The following is a 15,201-nucleotide window of genomic DNA, read 5'->3' on the forward strand; positions in this document are numbered from 1 at the left end:
GGTCCATTCCTTGGAGTGGGCCGGCCATCATGCCTGGGCGCCAAAGGCGCTGTCATGCCTTGCCGTGCTCAGTGCACCACTTTGTTCGCCGGCGGCAGGTGCCCCAGGCGCTCGGTCAGGCGCAGGCGCTGGATCGGGTCCTCACTGAGCAACAGGGCGCGCTCCAGGTCGAAGCGTTCGGCATTGGGGCATTCCAGGCGCTGGTAGAGGCTGGCCCGGGCCAGGTAGTCGGCGGCGTTGCCATCGCCCAGTTCCAGCACCCGCTCGGCGTCGACCAGGGCGCCGAGCAAGTCGTCATGGGCCAGGTGCAACTGGCGCAGGTTGCGCGACAGACGCTGGAACATCTGTCGTGGTTCGGCGCTGGCCAGGTGTTCGGCCTTGAGCTTGAGGTGATCGCCGTATTGGCGTTGCAGCAGTTCGCGGCAGTCGTTGGGGTACAGGCGGCGCCCGCCGCAAGGGTCCAGCAGGTGGTCGGCGCCGGGCACCCGCAGCAGGAAGTGGCCGGGAAAATTCACCCCCACCAGGGGAATATGCAGCCGCTGCGCCAGTTCAAGGGCGATCAGGGCCAGGGCCAGGGGCTGCCCGCGACGCCGTTCGAGAACCTTGTCCATCAGTGCTGCCTGGGGCCGCAGCGGCAGGTACTCGTCCTGCTGGAATTCCAGGTCGTTCATCCGCCGCAGCAGGGGCTGGCCCAGTTCGCTGGCAGGCAGCGACGGCAGGCTGCCGCCGATCTGCTGCTGGATATGCTTGAACTCCTCCAGCAACTGGCCCGGCACCAGTTGTGGTTCGTGTTCGGCGGCGATCCATAGCGCGGCTTCCAGCAGGGCCGGTGGCGAGCGGTGCAGGCAGGCGAAAAAGGCTTGGCGCGGGTTCATGGCAACCTCCGGCGAATGCCTCGTTTTAGCCCCGTCCCGGCGCTTCGTCCAGTGTTGCGACCATCGCCATTGGTTATTTCCCCAAGGTTGCAAAGCCGGGCGGCTTATTCCTGCGCGGCGCAGCAATTTTCAGGCGCAAGCCTATACTGGCGACTACAAGAAGTGATTCGGGAGCCCGTCGATGTTCGCTCTCATGCACAGCACCCGCCTTGAATCGCTGCATCTGAGTATCGACCCCGCGACCGGGTTGAAAGCAGTGATCGCCATCCACGACAACCGCCTGGGGCCTGCCTTGGGCGGTTGTCGTTATCTGCCCTATCCCGACGATGCCAGTGCCGTGGCCGATGCCGCGCGCCTGGCCCAGGGCATGAGCTACAAGGCGGCGCTGGCCGGCCTGCCCCAGGGCGGTGGCACCGCCGTGATCATTCGCCCGGCCCATGTGGAAAATCGTGCAGCGCTGTTCGAAGCCTTCGGCCGTTGCGTCGAGCAACTGGACGGACGCTACATCACCGCCATCGATAGCGGCACCTCGGTGGCCGACATGGACTGCATCGCCCAGCAGACTCGTTACGTCACCAGTACCAGCGCCGCTGGCGACCCGGCGCCCCATGCGGCCATGGGGGTGTTCGCCGGTATTCGCAGCACTGCCATGGCACGCCTGGGCAGCGATAACCTCGAGGGCTTGCGGGTGGCGATCCAGGGCCTGGGCAATGTCGGTTATGCCCTGGCCGAGCAGTTGCATGCCGCTGGCGCCGAATTGCTGGTCAGCGACATCGACTCCGGCAAGGTCCAGCTGGCCATGGAACAGTTGGGCGCGCATCCGGTGGCCAACGACGCCTTGCTCAGTACCCCTTGCGACATCCTCGCGCCCTGTGGCCTGGGTGCGGTGCTCAATAGCCGCAGCGTGGCGCAGTTGCGCTGTTCGGCAGTGGCCGGTTCTGCCAACAACCAGCTGACCAACCTGCAGGTCGCCGACCAGCTGGAGCGGCGTGGCATCCTCTACGCTCCGGACTACGTGATCAATTCCGGAGGGCTGATCTACGTGTCGCTCAAGCACCATAACGAGGAACTGCCGGTGATCACCGCCCACCTGTCGCAGATCAGCCTGCGCCTGACCGAGATCTTCGCCCATGCCCAGGCGGAAAAGCGCTCGCCGGCACGCATCGCCGACGAACTGGCGGAGCGGGTGCTCTATCGCTAGGCAGCGGTAACCTGATGCTGGTTTTATGTAACATCGGTATCTGCAGCGGTTGGCGGGCAATGGCCAACCATTGCTGCGGCCGACCACACGGGGAATGTATTGGACGATGGCTGAAGTGCTCGACGACGGATTGGATCAACAGCTGACCCGGGTGCTGCACAGCGCTCTGGATCTTCAGGCGATCCGCCAGGTCCTGGTGTTGTACAGGGAGCGCGGGTTTTCAGCGCAGGTTGTATACGACCGTCTTGCCCACCTTCGGCTCGAGGCAGTTGGCGCTGAAGAAGACCGCATCCTCGAGGCCATGGACATCGCGTCCGGGTATTGCCCGGCACGGTGCAGGGTGTGGGAACCTGCTCCGTGAGCGTGGCGAGTACGCAAAGGCGTTACAGGGCAAACGCCATCGGATGGCAACTCCATTCCCAGGCATGAAAAAAAGCCCTGTGTCGTGGACGCAGGGCTTTTTGATCGGGGCAAGCCTATTTCGCGGCCTTGGCCGCTTTCGCCGGCTTGGCTGGCGCCTCCACCTCGACGGGCTGCTCCTTCTCGACCGGCGCCACGGCTGGCGCCGCCTCGCTGAGCAGTTCGTTCAGCGCATCCGGCTGGCTCTTGAAGGCCTTGGCGAATACATCGCGATTCTTGGCCATGTAGATGCCGGCTTCTTCCACTTGTTGCTCGGTCAGCGACGGCACCGCTTTTTGCAGCACCTGCGCCAGCACTTCAGCCAGTTCGAGCATCTTGTCATGACGGTCAGCTTCGGCTTTATCCATGAACAAGCGCTCCAGATCTCGGCTGCTGCGGTATACCACTTCGACGGCCATTCACCACCTCACATGCCTTCACGATAATGGGTCGGTACAAATACTGTATCGATATACAGGCTCGAGAGAATAGGCGAAACCTTTTCCCTTGGATAGTGGCTTTTCAATGTAGACGGATTTTTTTCCCCGGCCATTGATCCCAGCAGTAGTTGCTGTCGGGTACGTGCCTCGCTGGCAATGCTCGCCATCTCAATGACGTGCCCCTGGCCTTTTTTCTGCATGCAGGACAACCGTCACGTCCCTCGCGCATCATCCGGTCGAAACGACCTAAGGAATAACCATCGTGAAAATCAATTGGGCCGAAAACCTGCGGCAGAACGTCCATCAGTTGGCCGAGTCCCTGGGCAACCTGTTCGTCGAATCGTTCCACTACCTGGCGCTGTTCGCCATCGGCGCGGTGACCGCCTGGGCGGCGGTGATGGAATTCCTGCAGATGCTCGAGGAAGGCCACATCAAGATCGACGACATCCTGCTGCTGTTCATCTACCTGGAATTGGGCGCGATGGTCGGTATCTACTTCAAGACCAACCACATGCCGGTGCGTTTCCTGATCTACGTGGCGATCACGGCATTGACCCGGCTGCTGATCTCCAACGTCTCCCACCACAATCCGCCGGACCTGGGGATCATCTACCTGTGCGGCGGCATCCTGCTGTTGGCCTTTGCCGTGCTGGTGGTGCGCTACGCGTCCTCGCAATTTCCCTCGGTGAAGATCGAACACCCGCAACGCAAGGTCGGCGAGGGTTCCAGCGAGCATCCGGAAGTGGAGAAAGGCGAGATCTAGTGAGGTCGCGCCTGCGCCTGCGCTGCCTGGTTTGCCGGCGGCGGCAGGGGTAGGCGGTCGCCGTTGGTCATGGCCTGGAGGATCGCCATGGCGCTGTGGCCTTGCTCGATGGCGATACCGAACTGGATGCTCTGCACCAGGCGTTCGATGCGTTGCGGGTCGCTGCGCTGGGCCGAGCTGATCAGGCGCTTGGCCACCACCTGGCCGGCCTGGGACAGGGTCAGCATCATGCTGCCGTCCAGGCCCTGGATGCTCAGGTTGACCTGGTACTGGGGAGCGAAAGTGTCGGTAATCAATTGCAATGGGTTGTCCATGTCGCGTCACCGCCTGCTGGGATCGTGCAGACATTGACCGGCCGGGTGCGAGATTAGTTCGCAATTGCGGACCGCTGGCCGGTCGTTCGTCGAGGCTTGCCGGCATCCGTGCGCCTCTCGGGCGATCAAGCAAGGGGCATGCCGCGGCCGGCGCCGACCAATGAATCCGGGAGCAAAAAAAAGCGGACCGCAAGGTCCGCTTTTTCGTTGTCGCCCCGTTTCAGGGCAGGAAGGAGAAGATGATCGCCGACAGTGCGATCAGCCCGATCAGTACCACGAACAGGTTCGACAGCTGGCCCGAGTACTGGCGCAGCGACGGTACGCGCTGGATCGCATACATCGGCATCAGGAACAGCAGGCAGGCGATCACCGGGCCGCCCAGGGTCTCGATCATGCCCAGGATGCTCGGATTGAAGGTCGCCACTGCCCAGCAGCTGAGCACCATGAACAACGCGGTGAGCTTTTCCAGGTGGCTGGAGGACAGGGCGCGGCCGCGACCGCGCAGGCTTTTCACGATCAGCCCCTGGAAGCCTTCGCTGGCGCCGATGTAGTGGCCCAGGAACGACTTGGTAATGGCTACCAGCGCGATCAGTGGCGCGGCGTAGGCGATGACCGGGGTCTGGAAGTGGTTGGCCAGGTACGACAGGATCGAGATGTTCTGCGCCTTGGCTGCAGCCAGGTCCGCCGGCGACAGGGCCAGCACGCAACTGAAGCAGAAGAACATCACCGTCAGCACCATCATGGCGTGGGCCATGGCCAGGATGCCGCTGCTCTTGCGTTCAGCCTGCTGGCCATAGTGGCGCTTCTGGTCCACGGCGAAGGCCGAGATGATCGGCGAATGGTTGAACGAAAACACCATCACCGGGATCGCCAGCCACAGGGTCTTGAGGAACAGCGGCATGGACATGCCGTCGCCGGCGGAGGCGAAGAACGCGCCGTTCCAATTGGGGATCAGGCTCAGGGCCAGCAACAGCAGGGCGGCGACGAAAGGGTAGACCAGCAGGCTCATGGCCCGCACGATCACGCCCTGGCCGCAGCGCACGATGGCCATCAGGCCCAGGATCAGCAACAGCGACAGCACCGCCCGCGGCGGCGGGGCCATGTGCAGCTGGTGTTCCATGAAGCTGCCCAGGGTGTTGGTCAGGGCCACGCTGTACACCAGCAGGATCGGGAAGATGGCGAAGAAGTAGAGCAAGGTGATCAGCTTGCCGGCGCCGACCCCGAAGTGTTCTTCCACCACCTCGGTGATGTCCCCGGAGCGCCCGGACAGGACGAAGCGGGCCAGCCCACGGTGGGCGAAGAAGGTCATGGGGAAGGCCAGCAGCGCCAGCACGATCATCGGCCAGAAGCCGCCGACCCCGGCGTTGATCGGCAGGAACAGGGTGCCGGCGCCGATGGCGGTGCCATACAGGCCGAGCATCCAGGTGGTGTCGTGCTTGCTCCAGCCCCGGGAGGCTGGCGCGCTGTCGCGGGGTGTCGCTACGGCAGGATTTTGAGTAGCAGGTGTGGGTACATCGGTCATCGGTATCGCCTCGTTATTATTCTTGCTCGGGCTCACGTGTTACGGACGGTCAGGGAAGGCTCCTCAGCATTCCACCCAGCTCACCGCCAGGCCGCCCCGTGAAGTCTCTTTGTATTTGTCATGCATGTCGGCGCCGGTATCGCGCATGGTGCGGATCACCCGGTCCAGGGAAATGAAATGCTGGCCATCGCCGCGCAGGGCCATCTGGGTGGCGTTGATCGCCTTCACCGCGGCAATCGCGTTGCGCTCGATGCAGGGCACTTGCACCAGGCCGCCCACCGGATCGCAGGTCAGGCCGAGGTTGTGCTCCAGACCGATCTCGGCGGCGTTTTCCAGTTGTTCCGGGGTGGCTCCCAGGACTTCCGCCAGGCCGGCTGCGGCCATGGCGCAGGCCGAACCCACCTCGCCCTGGCAGCCGACTTCGGCGCCGGAGATCGAGGCGTTCTTCTTGCACAGGATGCCCACTGCGGCGGCGCCGAGGAAAAAGCTCACGACATCGTCGTCGCAGGCTTGCGGGTTGAATTTCATGTAGTAGTGCAGCACCGCCGGGATGATCCCTGCCGCGCCGTTGGTGGGGGCGGTGACCATGCGCCCGCCGGCGGCGTTCTCTTCGTTCACCGCCAGGGCGTAGAGGTTGACCCACTCCATGGCCGACAGGGTCGAGGTGATGACGTTGGGCTTGCCGATCTCCAGCAGGTTGCGATGCAGCTTGGCGGCGCGGCGTGGCACGTCGAGCCCGCCGGGCAGGATGCCTTCGTGGCTCAGGCCCTGTTCCACGCATTCGCGCATCACCGACCAGATGTGCAGCAGGCCGCTGCGGATCTCGGCGTCACTGCGCCAGGCCCGCTCGTTGGCCATCATCAACTCGCCGACCCGCAGGTTGTGGGTCTTGCACAGGGCCAGCAGCTCGGCGGCGCTGTTGAAGTCGTAGGGCAGTTGCACGCTGGCGCCAGCTTCGGTCCCGGCCTCGACCTGCGCGGCCTCGACGATGAAACCACCGCCCACCGAGTAGTAGGTCTGTTCCAGCAGTGCGCCGTGTTCGCCCAGGGCGACCAGGGTCATGGCGTTGGGATGGTAGGGCAGGCTCTCGTCCAGCAGGAGCAAGTCCTGCCGCCAGTCGAAGGCGATGCTCGAGCGGCCGCCCAGCAGCAACTGGCCGCTTTCTCGCAGTTGCTGGATGCGTGGACCGATGCTGCGCGGATCGATGCTGTCCGGCCATTCGCCCATCAGGCCCATGACGCTGGCGCGGTCGGTGGCGTGGCCGACACCGGTGGCGGAGAGGGAGCCGTAGAGGCGGATCTGCACTCGCCGCACCTGCTCTTGCAGGCCCTGCTCGAACAGCGCCTGGGCAAAGGTCGCGGCGGCGCGCATCGGGCCGACGGTATGGGAACTGGACGGACCGATGCCAACTTTGAACAGATCGAAAACACTGATAGCCATGCTAAAGCCTTACAAGCAATGGAAGGTAGATCGCTGCCATTTTTTGTAGGCCAAGCGCAATGTCGGCGATACTGCCAACCTCGGTCAGCAGTGACCAACGAAATTTCCTAAGAGATCATTTAGCAGGACTAAACGATGAGTCGTCAGTTTCATGCCCAGACCTATGTCTGGCTGCATGTGTTTTCCTGTGCCGCGCGGCACCTGTCCTTCACCCGCTGTGCCGAGGAGTTGCACATCACTCCCGGGGCGGTGAGCCAGCAGATCCGCCAGCTCGAAGAGCGCCTGGGGTTTCGCCTGTTCCACCGCCGGGCCCGGGGTGTCGAACTCAGCGCCGAGGGCCAGCGCCTGGCCCTGACAGTGAGCGAGGCCTACGGCAGCATCGACGCCGAATTGCGCCGCCTGGATGCGGGCATGATCGGCGGCACCTTGCGCCTGCGCTCGATCCCGTCGTTCCTCGGCAAGTGGCTGACTCCGCGTCTGCCGCGCCTGCAGCAGCGCTATCCGGAGATCCAGTTGCGGCTGGTGGCGGAGGACAGCAGCGTGGCGCTGCATGAGGGTGACTTCGACCTGGCCATCGACCTGAACGACGGCAGCTATCCGGGCCTGCAATCCACCGCCCTGCTGGACGAGCAGATCTTCCCGGTGTGCGCGCCGAGCCTGCTGCGCGGGCGGCCACCGTTGCACGGTCCGGCGGACCTGGCGCACTTTCCGCTGCTGCACGACATCACCGCCTGGCGCGGCAGCTACGAATATGCCGAATGGGAGTTCTACCTCAATGCCATCGGCTTCGAAGGCGCCGATGTGCGTCGCGGCCATACCTTCAACCGTAACCACCTGACCATCGAAGCGGCGATCGCCGGCATGGGCGTGGCGATCGCCCGGCGCACCCTGCTCAACGACGAGCTGGAGCGCGGCACCCTGATCGTGCCGTTCGGCCTCGCGGTGCCCAATCACAAGCGTTACGTGCTGCTTTATGCGCCAGGCGCACTGAGCCACCCCGGGGTGCGGGCGGTGCATGACTGGCTGGTGGAGGAAGCGGAGATATTTCGCGGCCTGCACCCCCTGGGAGAGGGGCAGGAATGAGCTGTTTCAAGTCGTGTCGCAAGCGCGGCTGACTCCCCACACTAACAGCGCCCTGGCGGTTTGTCCGGCTTTATTTGCGTATGAATATTTATATTTTTCCAGGGGTTGAAATGTTCTTCGCCGTGCCTAATTGTGTAATCAAGAGGTCACGAAATGCTGGTCAAAGCCAGGTTCCAGGCCTCTTGCGAGCAAGCTGAAATAAGGGAAGAACTATGCAAATCCAAGTCCATAGCGATAACCATATTCAAAGCAGCCTTCGGATGGAGGAGTGGGTGCGCAGCACCGTTGAAAGCACGCTCGAACGTTACGAGGAAGACCTGACCCGGGTGGTGGTCCATCTACGTGACGAGAATGGCGGCAAGTCGGGTCCCGATGACCTGCGTTGCCAGCTCGAGGCCCGGCCCAAGGGGCACCAGCCGATTTCCGTGACCCACAAGGCCGATACCCTGGAGCAGGCCATCGACGGCGCCACCGTCAAGCTGGAAAGTGCCCTGGAGCACATGTTCGGCAAGTTGCGCGCCAAGCGCCCGGCAGTAGTGTCCGACAATGACGGCAGCGAGGCGGATGCCCTGCTCGAAGAAGAATTCCTGGAAAACCAGCAGGCTGCGCTCAATAGCTGATAGCTGGATTTTCCCTCGACCCGACGGGCCTGCATTGCAGGCCCGTTTTCTTTTGTGGGGCCTTAGAACGCGACCGACGTCTGCACGTACAGGGTCCGCGGCTCGCCCACGTACTTGCCCTTGTTGTTGTCGTCGAAGGAGCGGGTGAAGTACTGGTGGTTGAAGATGTTCTTCACCCCCACCGCCACGTTCAGGTCCGACAGTTGCGGCCCGAAGTCATAGCCGGCGCGGGTGCTGAACAGCATGTAGCCGGGAATGCGTCCATTGCTGCCGTCGAGGCTTTCGCGGGAGGTGTTGGCGTTGTCGGCGAACTGGCTGCTCTGGTAGCTGCTGTCGAAGTTGAGCTTCCACGGACCTTCGGTGTAGCTCACCCCCAGGGTGCCCTTGTGCTTGGACGAGAAGGGCACGCGATTGCCTTTGTTCGGCCCGTCCTCGCGGATGGTGGCGTCGACGTAGGCATAGGTGGCATAGACATTGAACCCGGCCAATGCCGGATCCAGGCCGTCGAGGGCGTAGTTGATGCTGTTCTCGATGCCCTGGTGCCGCGTTTGCCCACGGGCGATCACCGTATCGTTGGTCTGGTTGCTGTCGTACTGGTTGTCGAAATTGATCACGAAGGCGCCCAGCTCGGCGCGCAGGGTGCCATCGTCGTAGCGAGTGCCGATTTCCCAGGTGCGGGCCTTTTCCGGCTTCACCTCACCGCTGGCCACCCGGTTGGGCATCTGGCTGTACTGCACGCTGCCGAACGAGCCCTCGGTGTTGGCGTAGAGATTCCAGTTTTCGTCGACGTGGTACATCACGTTCAATGCTGGTAGCGCGGTGTTGTAGTTGCCCTTGTACTTGACGTTGCTGAGGTTGTTGCTTTGCTGCGACTCGATCATTTCGTAGCGGATGCCCGGGGTCAGGGTCCACTTGCCGATATCGATGCGGTCATCGACGAACAATGCGTGGGCCTCGGTGCCGCCACGGGTGTCGCGGTCGTTGCGGCTGTTGCTGGTGGGCAGCTGCTGGTTGGCGCTGATGGGCGTGCGGTAGCGCAGCTCGTGCCCGGCTTCGTTGATGTAGCGATAGCCGATCCCCACTTCGTGGCTACTGTTGCCCAGGTCGAAGCCCTGGGCGAGGCGCGTCTCCAGGCCGCGCACCCAGTATTCCCGGGGCGACAGGGAGAGGAAGCTGCCCTGGTCCAGGTAGCCGCTGCGCAGGGTCTTGGTGAAGAAACTGTTGACGGTGAATTCGCGGCGATCCTCCTGGTAGCGATAGCCGAGGTTGAACATCGTCCGCCGGCCCCAGAACTTGTCGTAGGGGCGGGTCGATTGATAAGGGTTGGCCTTGTAGTCCGCAACGTTGAGGCCGCCGGGCATGTCGGCCTCGCCTTCATAGTATTGGGCCATGGCGTTGAGGCTGTTGGCTTCGTCGAGCTGGTACTTGCCCTTGAGGATCAGGTCGTCGATCCGCGTGCCGCTGTGTTCGCGCCAATCGCCGCCGCGGGTGCCGGAGTACAGCAGCGCGCCGCCCAGGCCATTGTCGGCAGTGCCGCCAGCCAGCAGGTTGGCGCTGGTCTTGAAACCGTCATGGCTGGAGGAGGGGCTGGTCTCGGTCTGGAAGCCGCCCTTGAAGGTCGGCGTCTCGGGAATCGCCCGGGTCACGAAGTTGACGATGCCGCCGACGTTCTGCGGGCCGTAGCGCACGGCACCGCCGCCACGCACCACGTCCACGGCGTCCATGTTGCCCATGCTGATGGGTGCGAACGACAGCTGGGGCTGGCCATAAGGGGCGAACGGCACCGGGATGCCATCCATCAGCACCGTGGAGCGCGAAGCCAGGCGTGGGTTGAGCCCGCGGATGCCGAAGTTCAGCGCCATGTCATGGCTGCCGGTGCCGTTGTTGTCCGGTGCGTTGACCCCGGGAATCCGGTTGAGCACGTCCCGCGCCTGGGTGGCGCCCTGGCGCTCGAACTCTTCACGGCGGATCACGTCCCGCGCCCCGGCATGCTCGAAGACATCGACCTGGCGGGCATCGCCCAGCCAATCGCCGACCACGCTGGAAGCACCCAGTTGCAGGGTGGCTGCTGCCCCGGGTGTTGCCGGTTGCAGGCTGAAGGCATTGCCGCCCTCGGCCCGGGCTTGCAGGCCAGTACCCTGCAGGAGGATCTGCAAGGCCTGTTCGGTGCTGTATTGCCCATCCAGGCCGTGGCTCTGCACACCACTGGTGAGTTGCGAGCCGAAGGAAATCAGCACGCCTGCTTCACGGCCGAACTGGTTCAGCGCGCTTTCCAGGGACATCGGGGCGATGTGGTAGGACTTGCCCGCCACCTCGGCGGCCTGGAGCTGGGACAGGCTGGCCAGGCCCAGGCTGGCCCCCAGCAGCAGGTGACGCAGTGAGCGGGCCAGGGGCGTGGGGCGAGAGGGTTGCTGAGTCATCGATGGCGATCCTGAGAAGGAAGAATCAAGGTGGCTTTCCCTTCTTGTCACCCGAGCCTGGCAAAACGGCTCATGTCTCATCAAAAAAATGTTCCAGTGGTGTACAGACGGGTTGTCTATCGCTTCGTGTAGCCGCTGCCGCAGGCTGCGCACGGTTGGGCACGAGCCGCTGGATCTGGCGGCCGCTGCGCGCCTGTGTGCTACCTCGTCGGGGCTCGACAGCGGCTACAGGGGTCAGGCGCGAGCCTCGACGTTGACCCAGTAACGGGTGAAGCGGCGCACCCGGACTGGCAGGCTGACCTGCAACAGGTCGAGGATCCGTTCGCTGTCATCCAGGGGGTAGCTGCCGGAAATCAGCAGGTCCGCCACTTGGGCATCGCAGTGCAAGCGGCCCCGGCGATAACGTCCCAGCTCGTCGAGGAAGTCCGCCAGGCGCATGTGGGCCGCCACCAGCATGCCCTCGCTCCAGGCGCCGCTGCCGGCCTCCAGGGCGCGGGGAGCGTCCCAGCCGTCGCGGCGAAAGTCCAGCTGCTGCCCGGCCGCTACCTGGGGAGGCGCGGCGCTGTAGGTCCCGGGCTCCACACGGGCGGCGCCGGCATACACCGCCAGTTGGCTGTGGCCGCTGAACTGGCGCAGGTTCAAGCGTGCGGCGCTGGTCTTCACCAGGCCCTCGGCGCTTTGCACCACCAGTGGCCGTGGGTCCTTGCCGGCGCTGAGCATGATTTCGCCTTCCAGCAGGCGGATCAGCCGTTGCTGGCTGTCGAAGCGCACATCCACCGCGCTGCTGGTGTTGAGCTGCAACTGGCTGCCGTCGCTAAGCTGCAGCTTGCGCCGCTGGCCCCGGGCGCTGCTGTAGTCCGCCAGCAACGGCGGTAGCGGGTTGTGCTCGCGCAGGTTCCAGGCCGCCGCGGAACCGACCCCCAGGACCAGCAGCAGCTTGAGAGCCTGGCGCCGGCCGCTGGACCTCGGGGCATTCAAGGCGGCATGGGCCAGGGGCGAGGGCAAGCCGCGCAAACGCTGGTTGACCCGCAGGATATGGGCCCATGCCCGCTGATGTTCGCTGTGGGCGTCGTGCCACTGCTGCCAGGCCTGCTGCTGGCGCGGATCCAACGGGCCGTCCTGCATCTCGATCAACCAGTGCACCGCCTGCTCGGCGACCTGGTTGCTGAACTCAGCTTGGGCATTGAGGTGGGGATTCATCGGCGCTCTCAAAGGGCGAAGTAGCAGCGCATGGCCGCCTTGTTCAGGTGGCGCTTGACCGTGGCGATGGAAATACCCAGCTCGCGGCCGATCTCGGCGTAGCCCAGGCCATCCAGTTGGCACAGCAGGAACGCACGCTTGACCTGGGGTGGCAGGCCATCGAGCAGGCTGTCCAGCTCCTGCAGGGTCTGCAGGATGATCGCCCGTTCTTCTTCCGAAGGCGCGACCTGCTCGGGCAACTGCGCCAGGGCTTCCAGATAGGCGCGCTCCAGGTCCTGGCGCCGGTAGTGATTGCACAGCACGCGCTTGGCGATGGTGGTGAGGAAGGCCCGGGGTTCGACGAGGAGCGGGGCTTCCCGGGCGCCCAGCACCCGGATGAAAGTGTCCTGGGTCAGGTCGGCGGCACTGTCGGGGCAGCCGAGGCGGCGCCGCAACCAGGTGTTCAACCAACTGTGATGGGCCAGGTAGAGACCTTCGACGGTAGCGGAATGGGACAAGCCGGACGCTCCTGCACTGACAAGACGCATAAGGTAACGAGAATTGTTCGCATTGTAGTGGGGCGATATGAGCTTCGGCAATTGGCGCGGATGGACGGGCAGGGCGATGACTCTCAGTGCTTTTTGCGTATGAGAATATTTATCATTAATATTGTCCGCCTTCTGTGCCCGGGCATGCGCCCCGGGCTTTCTTTTGCTGCAAGGTCCGAACATGAAAAGCAAGGCCGGCGGAATTCCCGCTTCCTATCGTCTGGCAGTGGCATCAAGGGTCTGCGCCGCGGTCCTGGGCGGCTACCTGCTGGCGGCGCTGGCCTGCGCCTGCCTGACCTTGCTGCTGCCGTTGTCCAAGGTCGACGCGGTGCTCAGCGCGATGATGAGTTCGTTCCTGTTCTACCTGCTGGCGGTGATCTGGTGCTTCGCCTGCCGCAGCGCCTGGCATGCCTGGTTCGGCTTGCTCCTGCCTTGCCTGGTGCTGGCGTTGGTGGCTGGCAGCGCCTATTGGGCGGCCCTGCCATGAAAGAGGGTTTGCGCCAATCCATGGCCTGGTTGCACACCTGGAGCGGATTGCTGTTCGGCTGGCTGCTGTTCGCCATCTTCCTCACCGGGACCCTGTCCTATTTCAAGCACGAGATCAGCCACTGGATGCAGCCCGAGATCCCGGCCCGGGCCCTGGACGCCGAGGCCAGCCTGGGCCTGGCCCAGCGCTACCTGGAGCAGCATGGCCAGGGCGCGCAACGCTGGTTCATCGGCCTGCCCGACGCCCGTGAGCCGGCCCTGTCGGTGGCCTGGCAGGCACCGGGCAAACCCGGCGAGCGCGGCGACTTCAGCGAGAAGCTGCTGGACCCGGCCACGGGCAGCGAGCTGCATGCGCGAGATACCCGGGGTGGCGAGTTCTTCTATCGCTTCCACTTCCAATTGCAGATGCCCTATCCGTGGGGTCGCTGGCTATCGACCATGGCGGCCATGGTGATGCTGGTGGCGCTGGTCAGCGGGATCATCATCCACAAGAAGATCTTCAAGGACTTCTTCACCTTCCGCCCGCGCAAGGGCCAGCGCACCTGGCTCGACGGGCACAACGCATTGGGCGTGCTGGTGCTGCCGTTCCACCTGATGATCACCTACAGCAGCCTGGTGATCTTCATGTCCATGGTCATGCCGGCGGGCGTCTTGATCGCCTACAAGGGCGACAACAATGCCTTTTTCCAGGACCTGCAACCGGCAGCCCGCAACACCCCGGCTGCCGGTGAGCCAGCGCCGCTGGCGCCCTTGCAACCGATGCTCAGGCAAGCCTTGCAGCACTGGTCGGGTGGGCGTGCGCAGCGGGTGGTAGTGAACAATCCCGGGGATGCGAACGCCTCGGTGCAGGTCATGCGCCATGGGGCCGACCAGGTGGCCCGCAACTTCGGCAGTGCGCTGGCGTTCAACGGCGTCACCGGCCAGCCCTTGTCGGAAAGTCCCGGGCAGTCTCTGCCCAAGGCCATCGGCGGCAGCTTCTATGGGCTGCACATGGGGGTGTTCGCCGGGCCGGTGCTGCGCTGGTTGTACTTCATCTGTGGCCTGGCCAGCACCGCGATGATCGGCACCGGGCTGGTGATCTGGCTCGGCAAGCGCCAACTCAAGCACGCCAAGAGCCCGGTCATGCCCTTCGAGCTGCGCCTGGTGGAGGTGCTGAACATCGCCAGCATGTCCGGGCTGGTGCTGGCGGTGGCGGCGTTCTTCTGGGCCAACCGCCTGCTGCCGGCCGGCTTCGCCGAGCGTGCCGACTGGGAGGTCAACAGCTTCTTCAGCGCCTGGGGCCTGGGCCTGTTGCATGCGGCATTGCGTCGTGGGCGCCGGGCCTGGATCGAGCAGTTGGCGCTGGCGGCCTTGTTGCTGGCCGGCATTCCGCTGCTCGATGCCTTGACCGCGCCGAACCTGGCCGATGGTTTCCTCAGTCGTGGGGACTGGACCCGGGCCGGCTTCGACCTGGCTTGCCTGGCCAGTGGCCTGTTCCTGGCCTGGGCCGCGTACAAGATGCAACGCGCCGCCCGGGCTCCTGTCGCCAACCAGTCCCGGGCCCGCTCTCGGGCCGCTGAAACCGAGGTGGATTGAATGCTCCTGGCCCTGTTGCTCTGTTATGCCGGCTTCACCGGTTTGTGCCTGTCCCTGGATCGGCACCACGGTGAGGTGCTGGGCAGCAAGCCCAGCGCCCGCCGTCGCCAGGGCCTGCGCCTGGGCGGCTGGCTGCTGCTGGGGCTGTCGCTGGTGGCCGCAGTGCAAGACACCGGCTGGAGCCTGGGGCTGGTGCAGTGGTGCGCGGTGTTGATGTGCAGCGCCTTGCTGCTGGTCTGGCTGCTGCCGTACCGCCCGCGCCTGGTGCTGTCCATGGCGGGCGCGAGCCTGTTGGCCAGTCCGCTGGCGGCCCTGGCCCAATTCTGAGTGCTGCGC

The 15,201-nt window shown here is 64.3% G+C and carries 16 protein-coding genes and 1 pseudogene; 8 read left to right on the forward strand and 9 right to left on the reverse strand.

Translation table 11 applies throughout. From position 1 onward, the window contains the following. Positions 1-68: 68 nt before the first annotated feature. The gene (locus GDH07_RS28040) at positions 69-875 is read right to left on the reverse strand and encodes a SirB1 family protein (RefSeq protein ID WP_022642376.1); all 807 of its coding nucleotides are present in this window, start codon (positions 873-875) and stop codon (positions 69-71) included. A gap of 181 nt (positions 876-1,056) precedes the next feature. Between GDH07_RS28040 and GDH07_RS28045 the strand changes: the two genes are divergently transcribed. Both GDH07_RS28045 and GDH07_RS28050 read left to right on the forward strand, forming a co-directional pair. Beyond that, a complete protein-coding gene (locus GDH07_RS28045; RefSeq protein WP_031320914.1) occupies positions 1,057-2,076 on the forward strand; it encodes a Glu/Leu/Phe/Val dehydrogenase family protein in 1,020 nt (339 codons plus the stop codon). Positions 2,077-2,182: 106 nt separating this feature from the next. Further along, a complete protein-coding gene (locus GDH07_RS28050; protein WP_152896667.1) occupies positions 2,183-2,437 on the forward strand; it encodes a hypothetical protein in 255 nt (84 codons plus the stop codon). A 202-nt stretch (positions 2,438-2,639) separates the two neighbouring features. Here GDH07_RS28050 and GDH07_RS28055 read toward each other — a convergent pair. Together GDH07_RS28055 and GDH07_RS28060 are read right to left on the reverse strand one after the other, a co-directional pair. Continuing rightward, positions 2,640-2,894 (reverse strand): annotated as a pseudogene (locus GDH07_RS28055) (YebG family protein); the annotation flags it as partial. 8 nt (positions 2,895-2,902) lie between these two features. Beyond that, entirely contained in the window at positions 2,903-3,115 is a 213-nt protein-coding gene (locus GDH07_RS28060) for a hypothetical protein (protein ID WP_152896668.1), read from the reverse strand. A 62-nt stretch (positions 3,116-3,177) separates the two neighbouring features. Between GDH07_RS28060 and GDH07_RS28065 the strand changes: the two genes are divergently transcribed. Further along, positions 3,178-3,678: a phosphate-starvation-inducible protein PsiE gene (locus GDH07_RS28065; RefSeq protein ID WP_022642380.1), complete on the forward strand. Its 501-nt coding sequence runs from the start codon at positions 3,178-3,180 to the stop codon at positions 3,676-3,678. Here the strand turns inward: GDH07_RS28065 and GDH07_RS28070 are convergent. The 3 genes from GDH07_RS28070 to GDH07_RS28080 all read right to left on the reverse strand — a co-directional run bounded on the left by GDH07_RS28070 (position 3,675) and on the right by GDH07_RS28080 (position 6,954). After that, positions 3,675-3,992 carry a DUF3509 domain-containing protein gene (locus GDH07_RS28070; protein ID WP_085596274.1) on the reverse strand — a complete coding sequence of 106 codons (318 nt, stop codon included), beginning with the start codon at positions 3,990-3,992 and terminating at the stop codon, positions 3,675-3,677. The genes GDH07_RS28065 and GDH07_RS28070 overlap by 4 nt on opposite strands. A gap of 220 nt (positions 3,993-4,212) precedes the next feature. Next, a complete protein-coding gene (locus tag GDH07_RS28075) occupies positions 4,213-5,514 on the reverse strand; it encodes a serine/threonine transporter (protein WP_152896669.1) in 1,302 nt (433 codons plus the stop codon). A gap of 63 nt (positions 5,515-5,577) precedes the next feature. After that, positions 5,578-6,954, reverse strand: coding sequence for an L-serine ammonia-lyase (locus GDH07_RS28080; protein WP_022642383.1), 1,377 nt, complete (start codon positions 6,952-6,954; stop codon positions 5,578-5,580). A gap of 135 nt (positions 6,955-7,089) precedes the next feature. Between GDH07_RS28080 and GDH07_RS28085 the strand changes: the two genes are divergently transcribed. Both GDH07_RS28085 and GDH07_RS28090 read left to right on the forward strand, forming a co-directional pair. Next, on the forward strand, positions 7,090-8,037 hold the full coding sequence (locus tag GDH07_RS28085) for a LysR substrate-binding domain-containing protein (protein ID WP_053134202.1): 948 nt from the start codon (positions 7,090-7,092) through the stop codon (positions 8,035-8,037). A gap of 212 nt (positions 8,038-8,249) precedes the next feature. Next, positions 8,250-8,657: an HPF/RaiA family ribosome-associated protein gene (locus GDH07_RS28090; protein WP_152896670.1), complete on the forward strand. Its 408-nt coding sequence runs from the start codon at positions 8,250-8,252 to the stop codon at positions 8,655-8,657. Positions 8,658-8,719: 62 nt separating this feature from the next. Here GDH07_RS28090 and fecA read toward each other — a convergent pair whose 3' ends face one another. From fecA to GDH07_RS28105, 3 genes are all read right to left on the reverse strand, one after another. Further along, entirely contained in the window at positions 8,720-11,077 is a 2,358-nt protein-coding gene (gene fecA / locus GDH07_RS28095; RefSeq protein WP_152896671.1) for a TonB-dependent Fe(3+) dicitrate receptor FecA, read from the reverse strand. A gap of 234 nt (positions 11,078-11,311) precedes the next feature. Next, a complete protein-coding gene (locus GDH07_RS28100) occupies positions 11,312-12,277 on the reverse strand; it encodes a FecR domain-containing protein (RefSeq protein ID WP_022642387.1) in 966 nt (321 codons plus the stop codon). An 8-nt stretch (positions 12,278-12,285) separates the two neighbouring features. Further along, positions 12,286-12,774: a sigma-70 family RNA polymerase sigma factor gene (locus GDH07_RS28105; RefSeq protein ID WP_152896672.1), complete on the reverse strand. Its 489-nt coding sequence runs from the start codon at positions 12,772-12,774 to the stop codon at positions 12,286-12,288. Positions 12,775-12,985: 211 nt separating this feature from the next. Between GDH07_RS28105 and GDH07_RS28110 the strand changes: the two genes are divergently transcribed. The 3 genes from GDH07_RS28110 to GDH07_RS28120 are packed head-to-tail and all read left to right on the forward strand — an operon-like array spanning position 12,986 to position 15,192. Continuing rightward, positions 12,986-13,291: a DUF3649 domain-containing protein gene (locus tag GDH07_RS28110; protein ID WP_152896673.1), complete on the forward strand. Its 306-nt coding sequence runs from the start codon at positions 12,986-12,988 to the stop codon at positions 13,289-13,291. Continuing rightward, a complete protein-coding gene (locus tag GDH07_RS28115) occupies positions 13,288-14,865 on the forward strand; it encodes a PepSY-associated TM helix domain-containing protein (RefSeq protein ID WP_152896674.1) in 1,578 nt (525 codons plus the stop codon). The genes GDH07_RS28110 and GDH07_RS28115 overlap by 4 nt, the downstream gene beginning before the upstream one ends. Then, positions 14,866-15,192 carry a DUF3325 domain-containing protein gene (locus GDH07_RS28120; protein WP_022642391.1) on the forward strand — a complete coding sequence of 109 codons (327 nt, stop codon included), beginning with the start codon at positions 14,866-14,868 and terminating at the stop codon, positions 15,190-15,192. It abuts the gene before it with no gap. Positions 15,193-15,201 lie beyond the last annotated feature (9 nt).

Origin of the sequence: Pseudomonas piscis (assembly GCF_009380155.1) — a bacterium.
In the GTDB taxonomy this organism is placed as follows: domain Bacteria; phylum Pseudomonadota; class Gammaproteobacteria; order Pseudomonadales; family Pseudomonadaceae; genus Aquipseudomonas; species Aquipseudomonas piscis.

Coding starts and splice junctions, on each gene's coding strand:
- GDH07_RS28040 (WP_022642376.1), bottom strand. CDS start 875: ATGAACCCGCGCCAAGCCTTTTTCGCCTGCCTGCACCGCTCGCCACCG.
- GDH07_RS28045 (WP_031320914.1), top strand. CDS start 1,057: ATGTTCGCTCTCATGCACAGCACCCGCCTTGAATCGCTGCATCTGAGT.
- GDH07_RS28050 (WP_152896667.1), top strand. CDS start 2,183: ATGGCTGAAGTGCTCGACGACGGATTGGATCAACAGCTGACCCGGGTG.
- GDH07_RS28060 (WP_152896668.1), bottom strand. CDS start 3,115: ATGCAGAAAAAAGGCCAGGGGCACGTCATTGAGATGGCGAGCATTGCC.
- GDH07_RS28070 (WP_085596274.1), bottom strand. CDS start 3,992: ATGGACAACCCATTGCAATTGATTACCGACACTTTCGCTCCCCAGTAC.
- GDH07_RS28075 (WP_152896669.1), bottom strand. CDS start 5,514: ATGACCGATGTACCCACACCTGCTACTCAAAATCCTGCCGTAGCGACA.
- GDH07_RS28080 (WP_022642383.1), bottom strand. CDS start 6,954: ATGGCTATCAGTGTTTTCGATCTGTTCAAAGTTGGCATCGGTCCGTCC.
- GDH07_RS28085 (WP_053134202.1), top strand. CDS start 7,090: ATGAGTCGTCAGTTTCATGCCCAGACCTATGTCTGGCTGCATGTGTTT.
- GDH07_RS28090 (WP_152896670.1), top strand. CDS start 8,250: ATGCAAATCCAAGTCCATAGCGATAACCATATTCAAAGCAGCCTTCGG.
- fecA (WP_152896671.1), bottom strand. CDS start 11,077: ATGACTCAGCAACCCTCTCGCCCCACGCCCCTGGCCCGCTCACTGCGT.
- GDH07_RS28100 (WP_022642387.1), bottom strand. CDS start 12,277: ATGAATCCCCACCTCAATGCCCAAGCTGAGTTCAGCAACCAGGTCGCC.
- GDH07_RS28110 (WP_152896673.1), top strand. CDS start 12,986: ATGAAAAGCAAGGCCGGCGGAATTCCCGCTTCCTATCGTCTGGCAGTG.
- GDH07_RS28115 (WP_152896674.1), top strand. CDS start 13,288: ATGAAAGAGGGTTTGCGCCAATCCATGGCCTGGTTGCACACCTGGAGC.
- GDH07_RS28120 (WP_022642391.1), top strand. CDS start 14,866: ATGCTCCTGGCCCTGTTGCTCTGTTATGCCGGCTTCACCGGTTTGTGC.